This window comes from Gluconobacter sp. DsW_058 (assembly GCF_002153615.1).
In the GTDB taxonomy this organism is placed as follows: Bacteria; Pseudomonadota; Alphaproteobacteria; order Acetobacterales; family Acetobacteraceae; genus Gluconobacter; species Gluconobacter cerinus.
The window spans coordinates 24,508-44,930 of record NZ_JOPH01000003.1 but is presented as its reverse complement, the minus strand read 5'-3'; the positions used below and the strand labels follow the sequence as shown (position 1 = coordinate 44,930).

The following is a 20,423-nucleotide window of genomic DNA, read 5'->3' as shown; positions in this document are numbered from 1 at the left end:
CGTCTCAAAATCAGAACACAAGGTCAATCGACGACATGCGTCTTCCTTTCCTCGCCCTGATCCTCGGTTTGGCAGGACTTATACCTTTCCTGACCCTTGGAGGGTGGATTTTCCTCGCCGGACTTTTCTCCCCACTCCCGCATCTAACCGTTATTCTTCTGGCTTATGGGGCATGCATCCTGTCTTTTCTCGGTGCAGTCCACTGGGGCCTCGCCATGGAGCGGCCAGATATCATCACAGTTCAGGGAACAGCAGATCGCGACCGCCAGAGACTCCTTCTGGGAGTCTGCCCTGCACTCTGGGCATGGCTTTCACTGTGTGTCGGACTGCTTGGAGGACTGCGCGCCGGATACCTGCTTGAGGTTATCGGTTTTCTGGCAACGTTTGCGTTAGAACGAATGGCCTGGAAGAATGGCGCGCTGCCACCGGGGTACATGCCCCTAAGGGGCGTTCTGACGGTGGGGGCTGTCATAAGTCTCCTCATGGCAGCCCTGGCACCTTTACAGAATTATACGCTGTAGGATTTGGCCAAAGCGTCAAACGCTTTAAGGCGGGTCAACAAGGCCCGCATTTCTGAAAGCGGCACCATTGTTGGACCATCACTCGGAGCATGATCCGGGTCCTGATGTGTCTCGATGAAAACTGCCGCAACACCGATAGACAATGCAGCACGGGCGAGGGGTTCAACAAACTCCCTCTGTCCGCCCGTGGAGGCCCCTAAGCCACCCGGTTGCTGCACAGAGTGAGTGGCATCGAAAACAACCGGATAGCCCGTCTGAGCCATAACTGGCAGGCCGCGCATATCACTGACGAGCGTGTTGTAACCGAAGCTCGTGCCACGATCACAGAGCATGATTCGCTCGTTACCGGTTGAAGCCAGCTTAGCCGCGACATTTGCCATATCCCAAGGCGCCAGGAACTGACCCTTTTTGACATTGATGGCACGGCCCGTTTCACCGGCGGCAAGCAGCAGATCAGTTTGTCGACACAGGAAAGCAGGGATCTGGAGCACGTCCACCGCTTCCGCAGCGACAGCACATTGCTCGGCAGCGTGAACATCCGTCAGAACAGGAACGTCAAAGCGTTCACGGATAGAAGCCAGAATATCCAGCCCCATCTCCATGCCTACACCGCGAGCCGCATTCACGGAACTACGGTTCGCCTTGTCATAACTGCTCTTGTAGATCAGCCCGATATCCAGCTCTCGACATAACGTGGAGAGAGCATCTGCCATCTCCACGGCATGATCTCGGGATTCAATCTGGCACGGTCCTGCAATCAGCGTGAAGGGCCGGTCCTGACCAATCTCGAGCTTTCCAATCTGGAAGCTCACTTGCTTTCAGCCCGCTTGCGAGCTGCCCCGATAAATCCGGCGAAAAGCGGATGCGGATCAAACGGCTTGGACAGCAGTTCCGGATGATATTGCACGCCGATGAACCAAGGATGATCCGGGTATTCCACCACTTCCGGAAGAACGCCGTCCGGAGACATTCCAGAGAAGCGCAAACCCGTCTTTTCCAGACGATCCTTGTAGTGAAGGTTCACTTCCCAGCGATGACGGTGACGCTCCCGAATATCGGTCGTGCCATAGATCTCAGCGGCGCGTGATCCTGCAGCCAGCTTGGCCGGGAATGCGCCAAGACGCATCGTTCCGCCAAGATCACCGCCTTCACGGCGGCGCATCAGCTCATTGCCGTTTGCCCATTCCGTCATGAGACCAACCAGCGGCTCACTCGTGGGGCCGAACTCGGTAGAAGACGCTTTCGTGAGGCCAGCAAGCGAACGGGCGCATTCAATCACGGCCATCTGCATGCCGAAGCAAATGCCAAGGAACGGAATGCCGTTTTCACGAGCATAGCGGACGGCCTGAATTTTGCCTTCTGCGCCACGCTCACCGAAACCGCCCGGAACCAGAATGGCATCCGCATCCTTCAGGCGCTCGGCTATATCACCTGACTTCTCGAACTCTTCCGATTCGATCCAGTCGAGTTTGACGCGCACATTGTTCGCGATACCGCCATGCAGCAGGGCTTCCGCCAGCGACTTGTAGCTATCCAGAAGCGCCGTGTACTTGCCGACGACAGCAACCTTGACCTCGCCCTCAGGCTCACGAATCGCGTGGACGATCTTTTCCCAGCGCGTCAGGTCCGGCGAGCCTTCGAACGGCAGACCGAAGTAACGCAGAACTTCGCGATCCATGCCTTCGTTATGGTACGAAATCGGGCACGCGTAGATCGTATCCACGTCCAGCGCTGCAATCACCGCTTCCGAACGGACGTTACAGAAGTTCGCGATCTTGCGGCGTTCGTTTTCCGGAATCGGCCGATCCGAACGGCAGAGCAGAACCTGCGGCTGAATGCCGACATTCTGCAGTTCCTTAACGGAATGCTGCGTCGGCTTCGTCTTCAACTCACCGGCTGAGGGAATGTAGGGCAGCAGCGTCAGATGCACACACATGGTCTGGTTGTGCCCCAGATCATTGCGAAGCTGACGAATGGCTTCAAGGAAAGGAAGGCTCTCAATGTCGCCAACCGTTCCACCAATTTCCACCAGAACGAAATCATATTCTTCCGTCCCAGCCACCACGACATCCTTGATGGCGTCCGTGATGTGCGGGATGACCTGAACGGTTCCGCCCAGATAGTCGCCGCGACGTTCGCGGGCGATGACATCGGAATAGATGCGACCTGTTGTGGTGTTGTCTGCACGGCGGGCATGGACGCCCGTAAAGCGCTCATAATGACCAAGGTCGAGGTCGGTTTCGGCCCCGTCGTCAGTAATGAACACCTCACCATGCTGATACGGGCTCATCGTGCCCGGATCCACGTTCAGGTAAGGGTCCAGCTTACGCATGCGGACCTTGTAACCGCGTGCCTGGAGGAGAGCAGCAAGAGCCGCAGAAGCGATGCCCTTGCCGAGAGAAGATACCACACCGCCGGTGATGAATACGAAGCGCGTCATGGGCGCTCCTCATACACCGAAGGTGGGGGCGAGGGGAAGCGTCGAGATGCTTCCCGATTCAGTTAGTGAGCAGGCGTCTCGGCAGGAGCCGGAGCAGCAGGGGTTGCAGGCGCAGCAGGAGCCGTCGTTGCAGCAGCCGGGGCAGGCGGATCTGCAAGGATATCATGGCCACCGACACCCGAGGAAGCACCGCGGTTCAGAAGGGCCAGAACGAGGCAGAGCAGCATGAAAACGCCAGCAAGCACAGATGTCGCACGCGTCAGCAGCGTTGCCGTGCCGCGGCCAGTCATGAAGGAGCCCATGCCCTGGCTGCTACCGATGCCGAGGCCGCCGCCTTCACTGCGCTGGATCAGGATCGTACCGATCAGGGCCAGTGTGACCAGCAGATTGATGACAAGCAGAAAAGTGGTCATGAACGATAGGGTCCGGACAATGGTTGGGATGAGAGACGGAGCGATGCCGCTTCGGCAATGCGCAGGAAGCTTCTGGCCTCCAGGCTGGCACTACCAACCAGCACTCCGCCAAGCACCCCGATGGAAAGAATAGTCGGCGCCTGGGCCGGTGTTACGGAGCCGCCATACAGGATTGGCACGCGAATGTCATCCATCTTGAGACGGGACTGCAACAGACCACGCAACAAAAGCAGCGTCCGTTCAAGCTCTTCCCGGGATGGAGTGACGCCACTTCCAATTGCCCAGACCGGCTCATACGCCAGCACGCCATTAAAATTATCGGTCAAAGAACCGTCAATCTGGCTGGCCAGAACTGTTGCCGCACGACCATCCTGCCGCTCGGCCATCGTTTCCCCGATACAGACAACAGGAATCAGCCCGGCAGCTTCTGCCGCCTGCACCTTTTGCCTGATCAGGGCGTCGTTTTCACCATGGGCCTGCCGACGTTCTGAATGCCCCAGGAGAACGTAACGCGCGCCAGTATCGGCGAGCATTTCAGCCGAAATATCACCTGTATGAGCCCCGGAAACCGCAGTATGACAGTCCTGCGCTCCCAGCATTATGGATGCTCCTGCGCCCTCAAGTGCCTCAGCCACACGGTCCAGTTGCGTGAAGGGTGGGCAAATGACCATCCGTACATCGTCAGGCAACGAACGCGCACCTTCGGCCACAGCTGTTGCAAGTTGCCGTGACGCCTCCCGCAAGCCATTCATCTTCCAGTTCCCGATGACGAGTTTCGGCGTTACATTCATGCTTCCTCCTGGGGGTGGCCTGTCCGCTTCTGGTCAAGCGCGGCTCACGACATTATGGTGCGGCAAGTTCTAGCGGGCCTTCCCCGTCCGCACCATCCCGCCATCCGGATCCGTCCTGACCCTATGATTACCACCCTACGCCACCTCCTTGTTGACTCCTGGGCCGGCCGTGCCGCCGCAATCCTGATTTTCCTGGCCTTCATCGGGTGGGGTGTAGGAGACGTCTATTCCAATATGGGGACGAGCAGCTCCAATACGATCGTCACGATCGGGAACAGAACGATCACGCCGGATGACCTTGCGCGGGCACTCTCCGCACAGCTACCGGCAGCAGCCCAGCAGATGGGACTGTCTGATCCATCGCATTTGCCGGACGGCACGAAGCAGCAGATTGCACGTCAGGTTCTTCACAATCTCGTGATCCAGAACGAGGTACAGCTTGCAGGCGAGCGTGCTGGCATGGTTGTGCCAGATGAGTTGATCCGGAAAGAAATTTTCGCAATCCCGGCTTTTCACAATGCAGCAGGTCAGTTTGATCGCAGCATGCTGAATGACCGACTGGCCCGCATTGGCATTACCGAAAAACGCCTGATCCAGATGATTCGCGAGGACATTATTTCCCGTGCCCTGCTTCAGGGTATGGGCGCTTCCGTTCAGGCACCAACATCCCTTCTGAACCGTCTGTTCGCCTTCGATGCAGATCAGCGCGTCATGGATGTTCTGCGCGTTCCGTTCACTTCAACAGCAGTGTCAGCGGCCCCAACCGACGAGCAGCTTCATCGCTATTACGACAATCATCCGCAGGATTTCCGCACCACGGAATATCGTCATGCCAAGATGGTCGTAATGACGGCGGACAGCGTCGCCAAGACAATCGAAGTACCGGATGACGTTCTACACAAGCTGTATGATTTTCAGTCCCGCACGTACAACATGCCGGAAACACGCACGCTTCAGGTTCTGACGTTCCAGGAAGAGAGCAAAGCCAATGCTGCGGCTACGGCATGGCGCAACACCAATGCGTGGGACGCGATCCAGAAGGCTTATCCGGATGCCGCGGCTGTCGCTCTTCCGCACGTCCGCGAAAGTGACATTCCGAACCCCGAGCTAGCCAAGGCAGCTTTTGGAGCGCCCGCCAATCAGATCAGTGGTCCGACGAAAACGGCAGCAGGCTGGGTCGTCTTCAACATCACGGATGTCGTCGCCCCTCATCAGACCACTTTCGAGCAGGCTAAGCCTGAACTGCGCGATCAGGTCCAGAAGCAGGAAGCTCCCGAAGCACTTCAGGCGCGCCTGGAGCAGTTTCAGGACGCGATTGCAGGCTCCACAACGCTTGAGAAAATTCCATCCAACCTCGGTGCGGTACCAGCAGCTGGCTCGCTTGATTCCCATGGCTTGATGCAGGACGGAACCCCGGCACCAATTCCGGGCGACGCAGGCCTGCGCCAGTCCATCGTTCAGCATATCTTCTCTCAGAAGAAAGATGCCCAGCCAGTTGTTGTAAACGGCCCCGATGGATCTGCCTTTGCCGTTGTGGTGGACGAAGTCCATCCTGGAACACGCCGTCCGTTCGCTGATGTGCGGGATCAGATCGTTCAGGCATGGACAGCAGAACAGCAGCGTCATGCCGCTGATACACGCACCACAGCCCTGTTTACAGAAGCCAAGAAAAGCACTCTTGCAAAGGCACTCGACGGTCAGGCTGAAGCGTCCAGCCTTCGCAAGGATGTGACAATTTCCCGCATCCACCCGGACCAGTCTCTTCCTCAGAATGTTCTTCGTGCTGCATTCGGCCTGAAGGTCGGCACAACAGGAATGTATGAAGGGCCGGATGCGTTCTGGATCGTCAACGTGACAGGACAGAAGCCGGGTGCAGAAGCAGATGCTGCCTCTCTCCAAAAGGAACTGTCGGCCCAGTACGTTCAGGCTCTTCAGGCTGATATCCCTGCGGCCCTGGACGCCAGCCTTGAAAAAACAGTGCCGGTGTCGCACCTGAACACCAACCTCTTCAATCAGGTCGTGGCGTCCACGTCACCGGGGAACGCAGGCGGAGCGCAGTGATGAGCATCGTTCACAGCATTGAAGCCGCAGATCTTTTAACGCCCGTCTCAGCCTACCTCCGATTGTCACGCCTCTCTGATGATCCGTATCGGATGCTTCTGGAGAGTGTGGAGGGGGGAGCCGCACGTGGTCGATATTCCGTGATTGCACTTCTGCCTGATCTGGTCTGGAAGTGCCGCAACGGTGAAGCGGTTCTGGACGGGACACCCTTGGAGGGGAACCCGCTGGAGACCCTGAAGGACATTATCGACCAGAGCCAGATGACGCTGCCAGTCGATATGCCTCCCATGATCGGCGGGGTCTTTGGCGTTCTGGGATACGACATGGTGCGGCAGATGGAATTTCTGCCAAATGCGCCCATCAACGATCTGGACCTGCCGGAAGGGATCATGATCCGTCCGCAGCTCTTCGCGGTCTTTGACTCCGTGCGTGATGAGCTGACCCTTGCAGTGCCTATCCGGGGCTCAATGACGGGAGCAGAAGGCCATGCGCTTCTGGATCGCGCGCGTGAAGCCCTTGCTGCTCCACTGGAAAATGCCAGCGAAACACTTCCAGCGGGAAGTGAGTTGGCACCGCCGTCCTGCAATATGACGCAGGAGCAGTTTGAAGCGAACGTCCGCAAGGCACAGGATTACATCGCGGCTGGAGATGCCTTCCAGATTGTCCCGAGCCAACGGTTTACGACACCCTTTCCACTTTCGCCGCTTGCCCTCTATCGCAGCCTGCGCCGCGTCAATCCGGCGCCGTTCCTGTTCCTGATGGAGCTGGAAGATTACGCGCTGGTCGGATCTTCCCCCGAAATTCTTGTTCGTTTGAGGGAAGGGGAAGTCACGGTTCGTCCGCTAGCCGGGACACGTCCTCGTGGAACGGATCGGGAGCATGATCTGGCACTTGAGAGAGAACTGCTCGCCGACAAGAAAGAGCTGGCTGAACATCTGATGCTCATTGATCTGGGCCGCAACGATGTCGGGCGTGTTTCCGAACTTGGCACAGTGGAAGTGCCGGATCAGTTCGTGATCGAGCGTTACAGCCATGTGATGCACATCTCTTCAACCGTTACCGGGCAAATCAAAGCAGGCAAAACGGCCATGGATGCCCTCGTCGCGGCATTCCCGGCAGGAACCCTGACCGGAGCTCCAAAAATCCGCGCCATGCAGATCATTGATGAGTTGGAACCGACCCGTCGGGGGCCATACTCGGGATGCGTCGGATATTTCGGAGCGGACGGGGAAATGGATACCTGCATCGGGCTCCGTATGGCCGTTCTCAAAAATGGCCAGATGTATGTTCAGGCCGGCTGCGGGGTGGTCGCGGACAGCGATCCCAACTCCGAATTTCGTGAAACACAGGTCAAGGCGAGGGCTCTTTTCAGAGCGGCCGAAGTTGCTGTCTCCAACGCAGCAAAATCCTGAAACAATGTTGCATTTGACGTAACGAAACGTGAAGGCCATCCTGTTGCCATGATCCTGCTCATCGACAACTACGACAGCTTCACCTTCAACATCGTCCACCATCTGGGCGCACTGGGTGTTGAATGTGATGTGAGACGAAATGACGCGCTGAGCGTGGACGAAGCACTTGCGCTCAACCCGTCTGCCATTGTGATTTCGCCAGGTCCTTGTGCACCAGATGGTGCGGGGATCTGCTGCGAGCTGATCCGGGCAGCAGCCGGAAAGTTTCCCGTGTTTGGCGTATGCCTTGGACATCAGGCCATCGGTCAGGTTTTTGGCGCTACTGTCGTTCGTGCGCCCGTGCCGATGCACGGAAAGATCAGCCCTGTAAATCATGACGGGACGGGTGTTTTTGCAGGCTTACCAAACCCCGTAAACGTCGTGCGCTATCATAGCCTGACGCTTGATCCCACGACCATTCCTCCCGAACTGATCGTCAACGCTTCTACGGAAGATGGCGTGATCATGGGCATTCGCCATCGGGACTACGACATTCACGGTGTACAGTTTCACCCTGAAAGCATTGCATCGGTTGCAGGCCGTGAACTTCTTTCCAATTTTCTGACTATTGCCGGTATTCAGCACAAAGCTACTGAAGCGGCATGACAGGAAAGACAGATTTTGCAGCCGTTCTTCGCAAGGTTGCTGATGGCAAATCTCTGGCATCGCACGAAGCTGATGCCGCATTTTCCGCCATCATGGCCGGCTCCGTAGACGCTCCCTTACTCGCCGCATTCCTGACAGCTCTCAAAGTTCGCGGTGAAACAGAGGCGGAGCTCACAGGCGCAGTTCAGGCCGTCCGACGATATATGACGACCTTGCCTGATGTGCCTGATAACACCCTGGATGTCTGCGGAACGGGCGGAGATGGGCTAGGGACGCTCAATGTCTCCACTGCGGTTGCATTCGTTCTGGCAGGCCTCGGCGTTCCTGTGGCCAAACATGGCAACCGGGCACTTTCATCCCGCTCCGGCGCCACGGATGTACTGGAAGTTTTGGGCATCCCCCCGACCGATGACCTGACGCTTCAGTCCCATCGGCTACGTGAAAACAATCTGGCCTTTCTGGCCGCGCCTTTTCATCATCCCGCGATGCGTCATGCCGCACCGATCCGGAAAGCTCTTAGCTTCAGAACTCTCTTCAATCTGCTTGGCCCTCTATGCAATCCTGCGCAGGTTCAACGCCAGCTTATCGGTGTTTTTGATGCCCGGTGGTGCGAACCTGTCGTCCGGACTTTGGCCAATCTTGGCAGCACGCATGTCTGGGCTCTTCACGGAACCACAGATGAGGGCGGCAGCGATGAACTAACGCTGGCAGGCCCAGCTCAGATTGCCTGCCTTGAAGATGCGAAAGTTCTCTCCCTTTCATTCGAGCCCGAGATGGCGGGAATGGTCAAAACGCCGATCTCTGCTGTTCGCGGCGGAAATGCTCAAGAGAACGCCGTCGCACTGCGCGCGCTCTTCAATGGCGCTCCCGGCCCGTATCGTGATACTGTACTTCTGAATGCTGCAGCTGCCCTGCATGTGGCAGGCCGAGGTAGCGTCGTGCAGAACGGCACAATTGACGCGCAGGCTTTTCGTAACAATGTAGCTCTGGCAGCGAGTGCCATCGACGATGGCTCCGCGCGCGCAGCTCTGGACAGAGCGGCCATGACAAATTCCACCCTTATAAAAACAAACGCAGGACTATCATGACCTTCATGCATCAGCGACCCGCGATGACCTATGCACCTGAAGGGGTAGAGCAGTTTCCTGACCCGGAAGTTCCGGAGACGACCACGCCGCCCATCAAGGATCCCGCCGTCGAGACAACCGATCGCAGCGACGTTCTTGCTCGCATCTGCGCCCGCACACGGGTGGATGTAGAACAGCGTTCACAGATCATGTCTCTCAAGGAGATCACGCTGCGCGCGCGTGAAGTCACGGCGCCGACACGAGGCTTCGGTCAAGCTCTTCAGCATCTGACAGCAGACCGACAGGTTGGACTGATCGCGGAAATCAAGAAGGCGTCTCCATCCGCTGGTGTGCTCCGCCCAAATTTCAATCCTGTTGAAATTGCGCTGTCTTACCAGGCTGCTGGTGCAACGTGCCTGTCCGTTCTGACGGAAGGATCATGTTTCCACGGCAGCACAGATGATATCCGTGCCGTTCGCGAGGCCTGCAGCCTTCCAATCCTGCGCAAGGACTTCATTCTTGATCCCTGGCAGGTCCACGAGAGTCGTCTGATTGGGGCGGATTGCATCCTTCTGATTATGGCCGCCCTGACAGAAACGCAGGCATCCGAACTCATTGGAATTGCACGTGGCCTGGACATGGATGTGCTGGTTGAAGTGCATGATGCTGACGAACTGAACCGGGCTCTGGCGCTCGACACGTCTTTGATCGGCATCAACAACCGAAACCTCCGCACCCTGAAGACAGACATTCAGACAACGCTTGATCTGGCCCCTATGGTCCCACCTGACCGGCTGGTTGTGTCTGAGAGCGGCATTAAAACCCAGGATGATCTATTGAAAGTCGGAGAAGTCGGCGCGAGTGCCGTGCTTGTCGGAGAAAGCCTTCTTCGTGAAGAAGATCCAGGCCAGGCTGCGCGCCGTCTTTTAGGTTTCGTCTAATTTTTCTTGCTGAGAGGGCGATCTTCCCCTCTCAGCCTTGTCATTCCGCATTGAGCTCACGCCCTCCTGCTTTTCCTTTCGGAGATGTAACTGGGGCCACTCTGGCCTTCCGGGTCGAGTGACGGTAAGAGCTTCCCCAGATTTGTGCATTTGCAGGAGACCTGCCATGGGCGAGACAACGTCCGCTTCCTACCGGAGCAATGGTCCGGCCCTTTCGCCGGAAACAATGAAGCAAGCCTACAAGGACATGCTTCTTATCCGACGTTTTGAGGAAAAAGCTGGCCAGCTTTACGGAATGGGCCTGATTGGCGGCTTCTGCCATCTTTACATCGGGCAGGAAGCGGTTGTGGCCGGCATCGGTCTGAACATGAAGCAGGGTGATAAATCCATCACCTCGTACCGTGACCATGGTCAAATGCTCGTGGCCGGCATGACACCCCGCGGCGTGATGGCAGAGCTCACCGGGCGTGCAGGCGGCTATTCACGCGGCAAGGGTGGCTCCATGCACATGTTCTCCCGCGAAAAAGAATTCTACGGCGGCCATGGCATCGTCGGTGCGCAGGTCGCTCTAGGCACAGGCTTGGCCTTTGCCAACATGTATCGGGGCACGGACGAAGTCTCCATCGTCTATTTTGGCGAAGGCGCATCAGCTCAGGGACAGGTCTACGAGAGCTTTAATCTCGCAGCGTTGCACAAACTTCCCTGCATCTACGTCATCGAGAACAACAGATACGGCATGGGCACGTCCATTGAGCGTGCCTCTGCCTCCAAAGACCTTTCTCGTAATGCTGAGCCTTGGGGCATCGCGAGCCGCAAGGTCGATGGTATGGACATTTTTGCCGTCCACCAGGCTGCGCAGGAAGCCATGGAACACTGCCGCTCCGGGAAGGGACCTTTCCTGCTGGAAATGGAAACCTACCGTTACCGCGGGCACTCCATGTCTGATCCGGCCAAATACCGTGATCGTGCTGAAGTTGAAGAAATGCGTCGGACACGTGATCCGATTGAAACCCTGAAGGCTGAAATGCTGCGCAACGGCATCGAGGAAAGCATCTTCAAGGACATTGAAACCGAAGTGAAAGCCGTCGTGGCGGACGCTGTTGAATTTGCACAGACCTGTCCTGAGCCGGATCCTTCCGAACTCTGGACTGACATTTTGGTGGAGGCCTGATTTCCATGGCATCTCTGATTCTGATGCCGGCCCTGTCGCCGACCATGACCGAAGGTACAATTGCACGCTGGCTTCGTCAGCCTGGCGATGTAGTGAAGTCTGGCGATGTGATCGCCGAGATTGAAACCGACAAGGCCACGATGGAAGTCGAAGCCGTTGATGACGGTGTGTTCGGGAAGGTTCTCGTGCCCGAGGGCAGCGAGAGCGTAGCTGTCAACACGCCTATTGCTGTCCTTCTTGAAGATGGCGAAGACGTAGCCGCTGCCGAAAACGTGACGCGTTCAGCGGATCCAACTGTTGGCGCATCAGTTGCTATCGAAACTCCATCCGCACCTGCCATTGTCGAGGCTCCGGCTATCAAGCAGGCTGACGACGAGAAAGACTGGGGCGAAACGAAAAACATTACGGTTCGCGAGGCTCTTCGGGACGCGATGGCTGCAGAGTTGCGCCGTGACGAAGACGTCTTCCTGATGGGTGAGGAAGTTGCCCAGTATCAGGGCGCTTACAAGATCAGCCAGGGTCTGCTGGATGAGTTTGGTGAGAAGCGTGTGATTGACATGCCAATCACCGAGCACGGCTTTACTGGCATGGCGGTCGGCGCGGCTCTGACGGGCCTGAAGCCTATCGTTGAGTTCATGACAATGAACTTCTCGCTGCAAGCCATTGATCATATTATTAATTCTGCAGCCAAGACGCTTTATATGTCCGGTGGACAGATGGGCTGCCCGATCGTTTTCCGTGGCCCGAATGGTGCCGCGGCACGCGTCGGCGCTCAGCACTCCCAGTGCTTTGCAAGCTGGTATGCTCATATTCCCGGCCTGAAGGTCGTTGCTCCGTGGTCCGCCGCGGATGCGAAGGGTCTTCTGCGCGCGGCTATTCGGGATCCGAACCCGGTAGTCGTACTGGAAAACGAGATCCTGTACGGCCAGAAATTCCCATGCCCTACGGATGAAGACTTCATCCTGCCGATCGGGAAGGCCAAGATCGAGCGTGAAGGTAAAGACGTGACCCTGGTTGCGTTCTCGATCATGGTTGGCGTTGCGCTCGATGCCGCTGCAAAGCTGGCAGAAGAGGGCATTGAAGCCGAAGTCATCAACCTTCGTACGCTGCGGCCCCTTGATACTGAAACGATCATCAAGAGCGTCAAGAAGACGAGCCGGATTGTTTCCGTTGAAGAAGGCTGGCCGGTTGCGGGGATCGGCGCAGAAATCTGCACGGTCGCCGTTGAGCAGGCTTTTGACTGGCTCGATGCTCCTCCAGCGCGCGTCTGCGGGCTTGACCTGCCGCTGCCCTACGCGTCCAATCTTGAAAAACTGGCACTTCCGAAACCCGAGTGGGTTGTGGAAGCGGTCCGCAAGCAGTTCGGGGACTGACCGACAATGGCAATCGATATTCTGATGCCGGCCCTGTCGCCGACAATGACTGAGGGCAAGCTGGTCCGCTGGCTTAAAAACGAAGGAGACACGGTCTCTGCCGGAGACGTGATCGCTGAAATCGAGACCGACAAGGCCACGATGGAAGTTGAAGCGGTAGATGAAGGAATTCTTGGCCGTATCCTCGTTCAGGAAGGCGCGGAAGGTGTCGCTGTTAACACACCTATCGCCATTCTTGTCGAAGACGGCGAAGATGTTCCAGCAGCATCTTCAGCACAGGCACCCGCTTCAGTAGCTCCGGTTGATGCGCCTGCTGCTTCCGTAAATCCACCTGCGCCAGTCACCAAGGCAGCAGTTATGGCAGAGAGTTCTGAGCGTATTTTTGTTTCTCCGCTTGCAAAGCGTATGGCAAAAGAGCGCGGAATTGCTCTCGCGTCGCTCAACGGAACGGGACCAAACGGTCGTATTCTAAAGCGCGATGTAGAGAAGGGCGGCCAGCCGGCTAAAACTGCGCCCAAAGCTACGTCCGCGGCACCCGTTGCTAACGAGGGTACCGTAACGCGCGTTCCGAATTCCACGATGCGTAAAGTCATCGCGCGACGCCTGACGGAATCAAAAACGCAGGTGCCGCATTTTTATGTATCTGTGGACATCGAACTTGATGCTCTGCTTGCGCTTCGTTCCAAACTGAACGCGACGGCTGAAGACAATAGCTTCAAGCTCTCTGTAAACGACATGATGATCAAGGCCGTAGGGCTGGCACTCAAGAAGGTGCAGGGTCTGAACGTCCAGTTTACAGATTCAGAGACGCTGCATTTCGATAATGTGGACATCTCGATGGCTGTATCCATTCCAGATGGCCTTATAACGCCAATTATTCGGAATGCGGACCAGAAGTCCCTGCGCGAAATCAGTCGCGAAGCCAAAGATCTGGCCAAGCGTGCCCGCGCAGGCAAGCTGAAGCCGGAGGAATTCCAAGGCGGGACATTCTCGATCTCCAACATGGGGATGTTCGGCGTCCGCGATTTTGCCGCGATCATCAATCCGCCGCAGGCTGGTATCCTGGCTATTGCGTCGGGCGAGAAACGTGCCGTGGTTCGTGGAGACCAGCTTGCAATTGCAACCGTCATGACGGCGACACTTTCTGTTGATCATCGTGCCGTTGATGGCGCACTTGGCGCACAGTGGCTGAACGCCCTGCGCGACATCGTACAGAACCCTTACACTCTGGTGGTCTGATCCATGTCCGATACTTTCGATCTGATCGTTGTTGGTGGCGGTCCTGGCGGTTACGTTGCAGCACTCCGAGCCAGCCAGCTTGGCATGAGCGTTGCCATCGTGGAGAGCACGCATTTTGGTGGTATCTGCCTCAACTGGGGCTGCATCCCCACCAAGGCGCTCCTGCGCTCCTCGGAAATTCATCATCTTCTGCATGATCTGAACACGTTCGGCTTCTCGGCCGAAAATGTTTCCTTTGATCTTCCGAAGATTGTCGCCCGGTCCCGCGGCATTGCACGCCGTATGGGCGGCGGAATTGCTCACCTGCTGAAGAAGGCCAAGGTCACGACCTTTGACGGTCGTGCAAAACTGGCTGGACGGGCAGGGGAAGCACATAAGGTTTCCATCACCAAAGACGGCGCTGAAGTCGCAGTCATCAAGTCGCCCAACGTGATCCTGGCAACAGGGGCGCGCGGTCGTCAGCTTCCAGGTCTTGAGACGGACGGAAAGTTGATCTGGGGTGCGCGTGAGGCCATGACTCCGGCAGAACTGCCGAAGCGTCTTCTGGTCATTGGCTCTGGAGCTATTGGCATTGAATTTGCGTCTTTCTACCGCAACATGGGTAGCGACGTCACAATTGCTGAAGTTGCGGATCGCATTCTGATTGCCGAAGATCCTGAAATCAGCGCCGCTGCCCGCAAAGCCTTTGAGAAGCAGGGGATGAAAATCATCACCGGCGCAAAGGTTGGAGCGCTGCAGAAGGGCGAAAACGACGTCTCCACCACGATTGAAAGTGCGTCTGGCACGGTTGATCTGACCGTGGATCGCGTGATCTGCGCTGTTGGTATTGTTGGAAATGTTGAAGATCTGGGCCTCGAGGGAACCAAGGTTCAAGTCGATCGTACTCATATCATCACGGACGGCTTCTGCCGCACGGCAGAGCCGGGCATTTATGCTATCGGGGACGTGGCAGGCGCTCCATGGCTTGCTCACAAGGCAAGCCATGAAGGCATTCTCTGCGTCGAGAAGATTGCCGGTCGCTCCCCACAGCCTCTGCATGCGCTGAACATTCCGGGCTGCACTTACTCTCGTCCCCAGATTGCTTCCGTAGGTCTGAGCGAAGAGAAGGCTATTGCCTCTGGTCACAAGGTCCGCGTCGGTCGCTTCCCGTTCATGGCGAATGGCAAGGCCGTAGCGATGGGTGAGACGGAAGGCATGGTCAAAACCGTGTTTGACGCGACCACCGGAGAGCTTCTTGGTGCTCATATGATCGGTGCCGAAGTCACAGAAATGATCCAGGGTTATGTTATCGCCCGGACCAGTGAGCTGACGGAAGCAGAACTGATCGAGACGGTTTTCCCGCATCCGACAATCTCCGAGACAATGCATGAAGCGACTCTGGCGGCCTTCGATGGCCCGCTCCATATCTGAGCATCATGTCCCAGCGCATCACCATTGATCATCGGTCAGCGCCTTCTCCCCGTCATCCGGAGAAAGCGCATCGCCCCGATAACCCGATCCAGCGCAAGCCGTCCTGGATCAGGGTCAAAGCGCCCAATCATCCCGTCTATCACGAGACGCGAGCTCTGATGCGGGAAGCGAATCTGGTTACGGTGTGCGAAGAGGCTGCTTGCCCGAATATCGGGGAATGCTGGTCTCAGCGTCATGCCACCATGATGATCATGGGAGAGATCTGCACGCGCGCCTGCGCGTTCTGCAACGTCACAACCGGCCTGCCCAAGGCGCTGGACGAGGACGAGCCTCGCAGGGTTGCAGAAGCTGTAGCAAAGCTCGGCCTCAAGCACGTTGTGATTACATCGGTGGACCGTGATGATCTTGCGGATGGCGGGGCGCGCCATTTTGCCAATGTGATCAAAGCCATCCGGACGGCTTCAGCGAGCACTACAATCGAAATCCTGACTCCTGACTTCCTGAGGAAGCCGGGCGCTCTAGAGGTTGTCGTGGAAGCTAGACCGGACGTTTTCAATCACAATATCGAGACTGTGCCACGTCTCTATCCCACTATTCGTCCGGGTGCGCGATACTATCAGTCCCTTCGTCTGCTGGACGGTGTGAAGAGGCTTGATCCATCCATTTTCACCAAGTCCGGCCTGATGCTTGGCCTTGGTGAGGAGAAGATGGAAGTATGGCAGGTCATGGATGATTTCAGGGTCGCTGACGTCGATTTTCTGACGTTGGGACAGTACCTTCAGCCGAGCGTAAAGCATGCATCGGTCGAAAAGTTTGTTACCCCGGAAGAATTTGACGGCTATGCTGCGGCTGCCCGTTCCAAAGGATTTCTCCAGGTCAGTGCCAGCCCTCTGACACGATCCTCCTATCATGCGGACAGTGACTTCGCGAAGCTGCAGGCTGCGCGAAACAGCCGTCTGAAAGAAAGTCCCTGATGCCGACACATGCCGAGCAACGGTTGATTGCCTACACGCCGGAGCAACTTTTTGATCTGGTCGCAGATGTGGAGAGATATCCGCAGTTTCTGCCATGGTGCGTCAAAGCGACTATCAAATCCAAGACGGAGCATGAACTGGTAGCTGACCTGACAATCGGGTTCGGTCCGTTCCGTGAGACCTTTACGAGCCGTGTGACCTTGGAATGCCCTTCGCGTATCCGCGTCCGCTATGAAAAAGGGCCTTTCCGGTATCTGAATAACGTCTGGACATTCACACCTGATCCTCGTGGTTGCCTGGTGGATTTCTTTGTGGACTTCGAGTTCCGGTCCCGTCTGCTTCAGAATGCGATGGGTGTTGTTTTCAATGAAGGCGTTCGTCTGATGGTCTCAGCCTTCATCAAGCGGGCTCGTGATATCTATGGCGTACAGACGCCACAATCCCGTACTCCGCAGCCGGGACTTTCCTGAGCACAGGAAAGAATTCGTAATACGTCATGAACCATTTGGCGCGTGTGGCGTTTTGAGCCCCAAGCACCGAATGGTGTCATGAAAGGATTACGCAATGAAGAAATTTACCTTCGGCGCATTTGCCTTCTCGGCTTTGATTGCTGCTGCTTCTCCGGCTATGGCCGAACACCATGGACATCACCATGGCAAAAAGTCTTCTTCGCACATGCAGAAGTCTGATGAAGCGTCTGCAACAGACGCCCTGAACGCCCGCTCGCTCCAGCAGGCTCAGACGCCAGTTCAGGCACAGGCTCCAGCAGCTCCGCTTCCGGTTGCAACGGCGCCGACGTCCGCGGTTGTTCCTACGGCGCCGGTCCCAACCGTACCGCCAGCGGCATCAACAATGCCAGCAACGGCCCCGACTGACGGTCAGTAAATCGTCAGTCGGCACGGTTTGGCATAAAGGCCCTCACCAGATCGGTGGGGGCTTTTTTGTTCAGGCCTTCAGGATCATTTCAAGAGCATGTCTTACCGTAACCTTTCTAACTGCAGTTCGATCTCCCGAAAAAACATGTCGCTCTGAAATTGCCTTTCCTGGAAAAACAGCCAGCCCGAAGCAAACAGTTCCCAAAGGTTTCTCAGCACTTCCCCCGTCTGGTCCTGCTATTCCTGTGACAGAAGCCGCTACTGTCGCATCCGCGGCATGCCACAGTGCGCCCTCCGCCATGGCTCGTGCCGTCTCTTCACTGACTGCGCCGTATCGAACAAGAGTGTCTGCCGGAACGCCAACAGCACTGCTTTTCAGGGCATTGGAATAGGTCACAAGGCCGCCTTCGATCACGCTGGACGACCCTGCAATATCGGTGAGGGCCGCGCAGATCATCCCGCCCGTGCAACTTTCCACAGTCACAAGACGCAGGTTTCTTACCGCCAAATGCGCAAGCACTTGTTCACAAAGTGATCGAAAATCAGTTTCCGACATTGGAAGCGCTCACTCGATAAACCATCATGTTAGCTTCGATATTTTCGATGTACATTCGCGTTTCCCGATAAGGTAGACGCTCGATCCAATCGAGAATGCCATCTTCAGATAAAGGATCGGCAGGTGGATTTGCTTTGAGCCACAGATCCACCCGATGCGGCCCAGCATTATAAGCAGCCAAGGCATAGGGAATGACGTTATCAAAGCGCGCGAGCAACTGGGATACGTAAGCATTCCCTACGGTCAGATTGGTCTGAGGATCCAGCAAGGCCGCTGCGGAGACATTCATGCCCCCCAGATGGGCCCGTCGCACAACATCCGTCGCGGCCCCGGGTAAGATCTGAAGCAGTCCTATGGCATGAGCCCCGCTGATGGCAGCAGAATCGAACCCGCTTTCCTGCCTGATGACGGCTGGAAGCAAACCATCTGGGACAGTCGATGCTTCCGGCCATGGATTAGGGAAACCCTGCGGATAAAGGGCAACGCCTTTTCGTGACAAGGCATGAGCGGCAAAGACTTCAGCGGCAGGAACATTAAGGCGTGAGCCAAGGTCTGCCACAGCTTTCTGACCTTGCGGCGTCGGATTAGCGATCAGAAGAAGCAGGAGGAAGTCTTTAGCGTGTTCCTGATCTCCTGACTGCATCAGGTCGGTGGCCGCCTCGACGAGATCCTGTCGCTGCAAGTCTCCTGATGCCACCGTTGGAAGAGAGTGCAAGCTTTGCTGGAGCGCACTATCGAATTCCTGAGACGTCGTCCCGGCCAAAATAAAAGACTGCTCCCCGGAAAGCGCTGCCTGAGCAAGCTGGCCATGGAACGTCGTGGGAAAACGTGTCGCACGCTCAAATGCGTCCTGCGCGTCTCCTGAATGCCCTGCGGCCAGGCGGGCGCGCGCAGTCCAGTACCAGCCTCGAGCCTGCATCGCGAGTGAGGAAGCCTGCTGGAGCGGCCTGAAAAATTCCTCCGCTTGGTCGGGAGAGTTTAATAGCCGAAGAGCAATAAAGCCCGAAAGATTTTGTGCTTCCTGACGGTCGATTTCGGTGAGCGGCAGTGTTGTGTCCTGCGCTAGGGCGTAAGCGTCCTGCACACGACCTGCGAGGAGTAGGGCGCGAGCCAGACTTGCTCTTTCACTGGACCACTCATGAGAAGGAGCCGCAGCTTGCAAGCGTGAACCCGCATCATTCCAGAGCGCCAAAGCTTCATCCAGGCGGTCTCCGCGCCGGAGAGCCCGCAGGCGATAACGAATTAAAATGGGATCTGCACGCTCCGCAGGAGATAGAGCCTCAAATGCGCTGTCGGCATCAGGGGAGACGGATCGTTCAGCGAGTCTCGCGCGTGCAAGAGCCTGACGCTCGGGCGGCAAGCGAGGGATCTGACGTCCAGCGGCTGAAATCTGCCCCTTGGCTTCAAGAGTAGCATAACGCTGCCACTGATCATCCGCACTGAAAACAGTGGCATATCGCGCCAGAAGAGCACCTTCTTCCTGAACAGTTCCTGCACCGGAAATCCAAAGCCTGCGCACTTCATTCACTGCACTGGGGAGATGATCCTGACAGTTCAGGAACGCCGAGACGAGTGTCAGGGGAAGAGCCGGGCAGAGACGGTTTAAAGCTTCAGGATCAGACGTATGCGTAAGGGCATTCTGATATCGCCACAGAATTTTGGCGCGTTGTGGCCAGACCGGGGTCTGCAGAAGAAAGGCGGCATAGTCGTCCGCAGGTCGGTCTGTGGCTAAAGGCGCGACAAGTGACAGCCACTGAGCCAATCGGTTTTGAACCGAGGGTGTAGAGGGCAAAGGAGCTGCCGCCCCAAGAAACAGGGCAGCAGCCAGCAGAAGTGGTCGATCAGTTCGGCAGCACAACATGATGCCAGATTTCTCCTCCGCCGCGGATGATAAGCTCAATCGCCACAACCAGAACGACAAACAGACCACACCATGCGATCCAGCTGTAACGGGCCAGAAGCCCGGCAATGAACGACGCGGCAACGCCCATCAGCAACACAGAGAACGCAAGGCCGCCCATGAGAATCCATGGATGACCAACAGCAGCACCTGCGACAGCAAGGACATTGTCCAGACTCATGGAAAGATCGGCAATGACAATCTTGAGAATGGCAGGCCCAAGACGGGAAGGGGCGTCAACCTCCACGTCCGCATCACTGTGCCGGAGTTCCCGATACATTTTCCAGCAGACCCAGAGCAGCAGACAGCCGCCTGCAAGCGTCAGGCCCACAATAGCCAGAAGACGGGCTGCAACCAGTGCCAGTCCAATTCGCAGGACAGCCGCAAACGCTGTGCCGATCAGAATGGCCAGACGCCTCTTTCGCCCCTGAAGGCTACGAACCGCCATCCCGATGACAACAGCGTTGTCTCCCGCGAGCGTGATATCAATGAGGGTGACCTGTGCCAGCGCAAACAGGCCGTGAACGAAAGTATCAGGGAGCAAGGTTGTCATTCTTCCAAAAGGGGTCCGTGCAATATCCTCGTATTTGGTCTAAGCAGCCTCCGTAAAGCCCCACTCGCCTCCGGAGTTCTC

General features: G+C 56.8%; 20 protein-coding genes. 13 read left to right on the top strand and 7 right to left on the bottom strand.

Annotated elements, in window-relative coordinates; translation table 11 throughout:
• The first annotated feature begins 35 nt into the window (after positions 1-35).
• A complete protein-coding gene (locus HK24_RS02555) occupies positions 36-521 on the top strand; it encodes a DUF3429 domain-containing protein (protein WP_086633196.1) in 486 nt (161 codons plus the stop codon).
• On the opposite strand, the gene kdsA is transcribed toward HK24_RS02555, so the two are convergent.
• The 4 genes from kdsA to tpiA form a co-directional block, all read right to left on the bottom strand.
• Positions 509-1,333 (bottom strand): 3-deoxy-8-phosphooctulonate synthase, encoded by an 825-nt coding sequence (kdsA, locus tag HK24_RS02550; RefSeq protein WP_086633195.1) that lies wholly within the window; start codon positions 1,331-1,333, stop codon positions 509-511. The genes HK24_RS02555 and kdsA overlap by 13 nt on opposite strands.
• Complete coding sequence (locus HK24_RS02545) at positions 1,330-2,961, bottom strand: CTP synthase (RefSeq protein ID WP_046901663.1); 1,632 nt, start codon at positions 2,959-2,961, stop codon at positions 1,330-1,332. The genes kdsA and HK24_RS02545 overlap by 4 nt, the downstream gene beginning before the upstream one ends.
• 62 nt (positions 2,962-3,023) lie before the next feature.
• Positions 3,024-3,374: a preprotein translocase subunit SecG gene (gene secG / locus HK24_RS02540; protein WP_061510564.1), complete on the bottom strand. Its 351-nt coding sequence runs from the start codon at positions 3,372-3,374 to the stop codon at positions 3,024-3,026.
• Positions 3,371-4,165, bottom strand: coding sequence for a triose-phosphate isomerase (gene tpiA / locus HK24_RS02535; protein WP_086633194.1), 795 nt, complete (start codon positions 4,163-4,165; stop codon positions 3,371-3,373). Before tpiA ends, secG begins: the two co-directional genes overlap by 4 nt.
• A 54-nt stretch (positions 4,166-4,219) precedes the next feature.
• Between tpiA and HK24_RS02530 the strand changes: the two genes are divergently transcribed.
• The 12 genes from HK24_RS02530 (at position 4,220) to HK24_RS02475 (ending at position 17,343) form a co-directional block, all read left to right on the top strand.
• Positions 4,220-6,226 carry a peptidylprolyl isomerase gene (locus HK24_RS02530; protein WP_233125980.1) on the top strand — a complete coding sequence of 669 codons (2,007 nt, stop codon included), beginning with the start codon at positions 4,220-4,222 and terminating at the stop codon, positions 6,224-6,226.
• Complete coding sequence (gene trpE / locus HK24_RS02525) at positions 6,226-7,638, top strand: anthranilate synthase component I (protein ID WP_086633192.1); 1,413 nt, start codon at positions 6,226-6,228, stop codon at positions 7,636-7,638. Before HK24_RS02530 ends, trpE begins: the two co-directional genes overlap by 1 nt.
• A 48-nt stretch (positions 7,639-7,686) precedes the next feature.
• A complete protein-coding gene (locus tag HK24_RS02520; protein WP_086633191.1) occupies positions 7,687-8,283 on the top strand; it encodes an aminodeoxychorismate/anthranilate synthase component II in 597 nt (198 codons plus the stop codon).
• Positions 8,280-9,371 carry an anthranilate phosphoribosyltransferase gene (gene trpD / locus HK24_RS02515; protein ID WP_086633190.1) on the top strand — a complete coding sequence of 364 codons (1,092 nt, stop codon included), beginning with the start codon at positions 8,280-8,282 and terminating at the stop codon, positions 9,369-9,371. The genes HK24_RS02520 and trpD overlap by 4 nt, the downstream gene beginning before the upstream one ends.
• Positions 9,368-10,291 (top strand): indole-3-glycerol phosphate synthase TrpC, encoded by a 924-nt coding sequence (trpC, locus tag HK24_RS02510; RefSeq protein WP_046901656.1) that lies wholly within the window; start codon positions 9,368-9,370, stop codon positions 10,289-10,291. Before trpD ends, trpC begins: the two co-directional genes overlap by 4 nt.
• Before the next feature lie 166 nt (positions 10,292-10,457).
• The gene (gene pdhA, locus HK24_RS02505; protein WP_086633189.1) at positions 10,458-11,462 is read left to right on the top strand and encodes a pyruvate dehydrogenase (acetyl-transferring) E1 component subunit alpha; all 1,005 of its coding nucleotides are present in this window, start codon (positions 10,458-10,460) and stop codon (positions 11,460-11,462) included.
• A 5-nt stretch (positions 11,463-11,467) separates the two neighbouring features.
• Positions 11,468-12,835 carry a pyruvate dehydrogenase complex E1 component subunit beta gene (locus HK24_RS02500; protein WP_086633188.1) on the top strand — a complete coding sequence of 456 codons (1,368 nt, stop codon included), beginning with the start codon at positions 11,468-11,470 and terminating at the stop codon, positions 12,833-12,835.
• A gap of 6 nt (positions 12,836-12,841) precedes the next feature.
• Positions 12,842-14,074: a pyruvate dehydrogenase complex dihydrolipoamide acetyltransferase gene (locus HK24_RS02495; RefSeq protein WP_086633187.1), complete on the top strand. Its 1,233-nt coding sequence runs from the start codon at positions 12,842-12,844 to the stop codon at positions 14,072-14,074.
• Positions 14,075-14,077: 3 nt separating this feature from the next.
• The gene (gene lpdA, locus HK24_RS02490) at positions 14,078-15,484 is read left to right on the top strand and encodes a dihydrolipoyl dehydrogenase (protein WP_086633186.1); all 1,407 of its coding nucleotides are present in this window, start codon (positions 14,078-14,080) and stop codon (positions 15,482-15,484) included.
• A gap of 5 nt (positions 15,485-15,489) precedes the next feature.
• Positions 15,490-16,458, top strand: coding sequence for a lipoyl synthase (gene lipA / locus HK24_RS02485; RefSeq protein ID WP_086633185.1), 969 nt, complete (start codon positions 15,490-15,492; stop codon positions 16,456-16,458).
• A complete protein-coding gene (locus tag HK24_RS02480) occupies positions 16,458-16,928 on the top strand; it encodes a type II toxin-antitoxin system RatA family toxin (RefSeq protein ID WP_086633184.1) in 471 nt (156 codons plus the stop codon). Before lipA ends, HK24_RS02480 begins: the two co-directional genes overlap by 1 nt.
• Before the next feature lie 94 nt (positions 16,929-17,022).
• Positions 17,023-17,343: a hypothetical protein gene (locus tag HK24_RS02475; protein ID WP_086633183.1), complete on the top strand. Its 321-nt coding sequence runs from the start codon at positions 17,023-17,025 to the stop codon at positions 17,341-17,343.
• Between the two features lie 60 nt (positions 17,344-17,403).
• Here the strand turns inward: HK24_RS02475 and HK24_RS02470 are convergent, their stop codons facing one another.
• The 3 genes from HK24_RS02470 to HK24_RS02460 are packed head-to-tail and all read right to left on the bottom strand — an operon-like array spanning position 17,404 to position 20,342.
• Positions 17,404-17,889 carry a CinA family protein gene (locus HK24_RS02470; RefSeq protein ID WP_086633182.1) on the bottom strand — a complete coding sequence of 162 codons (486 nt, stop codon included), beginning with the start codon at positions 17,887-17,889 and terminating at the stop codon, positions 17,404-17,406.
• Complete coding sequence (locus tag HK24_RS02465) at positions 17,876-19,750, bottom strand: lytic transglycosylase domain-containing protein (protein WP_086633181.1); 1,875 nt, start codon at positions 19,748-19,750, stop codon at positions 17,876-17,878. Before HK24_RS02465 ends, HK24_RS02470 begins: the two co-directional genes overlap by 14 nt.
• Positions 19,731-20,342 (bottom strand): YjbE family putative metal transport protein, encoded by a 612-nt coding sequence (locus HK24_RS02460; protein ID WP_086633180.1) that lies wholly within the window; start codon positions 20,340-20,342, stop codon positions 19,731-19,733. The genes HK24_RS02465 and HK24_RS02460 overlap by 20 nt, the downstream gene beginning before the upstream one ends.
• Positions 20,343-20,423: the final 81 nt, after the last annotated feature.

Coding starts and splice junctions, on each gene's coding strand:
- trpE (WP_086633192.1), top strand. CDS start 6,226: ATGAGCATCGTTCACAGCATTGAAGCCGCAGATCTTTTAACGCCCGTC.
- HK24_RS02545 (WP_046901663.1), bottom strand. CDS start 2,961: ATGACGCGCTTCGTATTCATCACCGGCGGTGTGGTATCTTCTCTCGGC.
- HK24_RS02470 (WP_086633182.1), bottom strand. CDS start 17,889: ATGTCGGAAACTGATTTTCGATCACTTTGTGAACAAGTGCTTGCGCAT.
- trpC (WP_046901656.1), top strand. CDS start 9,368: ATGACCTTCATGCATCAGCGACCCGCGATGACCTATGCACCTGAAGGG.
- lipA (WP_086633185.1), top strand. CDS start 15,490: ATGTCCCAGCGCATCACCATTGATCATCGGTCAGCGCCTTCTCCCCGT.
- HK24_RS02480 (WP_086633184.1), top strand. CDS start 16,458: ATGCCGACACATGCCGAGCAACGGTTGATTGCCTACACGCCGGAGCAA.
- trpD (WP_086633190.1), top strand. CDS start 8,280: ATGACAGGAAAGACAGATTTTGCAGCCGTTCTTCGCAAGGTTGCTGAT.
- HK24_RS02520 (WP_086633191.1), top strand. CDS start 7,687: ATGATCCTGCTCATCGACAACTACGACAGCTTCACCTTCAACATCGTC.
- HK24_RS02465 (WP_086633181.1), bottom strand. CDS start 19,750: ATGTTGTGCTGCCGAACTGATCGACCACTTCTGCTGGCTGCTGCCCTG.
- HK24_RS02500 (WP_086633188.1), top strand. CDS start 11,468: ATGGCATCTCTGATTCTGATGCCGGCCCTGTCGCCGACCATGACCGAA.
- HK24_RS02530 (WP_233125980.1), top strand. CDS start 4,220: ATGGTGCGGCAAGTTCTAGCGGGCCTTCCCCGTCCGCACCATCCCGCC.
- HK24_RS02495 (WP_086633187.1), top strand. CDS start 12,842: ATGGCAATCGATATTCTGATGCCGGCCCTGTCGCCGACAATGACTGAG.
- HK24_RS02475 (WP_086633183.1), top strand. CDS start 17,023: ATGAAGAAATTTACCTTCGGCGCATTTGCCTTCTCGGCTTTGATTGCT.
- secG (WP_061510564.1), bottom strand. CDS start 3,374: ATGACCACTTTTCTGCTTGTCATCAATCTGCTGGTCACACTGGCCCTG.
- tpiA (WP_086633194.1), bottom strand. CDS start 4,165: ATGAATGTAACGCCGAAACTCGTCATCGGGAACTGGAAGATGAATGGC.
- HK24_RS02555 (WP_086633196.1), top strand. CDS start 36: ATGCGTCTTCCTTTCCTCGCCCTGATCCTCGGTTTGGCAGGACTTATA.
- HK24_RS02460 (WP_086633180.1), bottom strand. CDS start 20,342: ATGACAACCTTGCTCCCTGATACTTTCGTTCACGGCCTGTTTGCGCTG.
- lpdA (WP_086633186.1), top strand. CDS start 14,078: ATGTCCGATACTTTCGATCTGATCGTTGTTGGTGGCGGTCCTGGCGGT.
- pdhA (WP_086633189.1), top strand. CDS start 10,458: ATGGGCGAGACAACGTCCGCTTCCTACCGGAGCAATGGTCCGGCCCTT.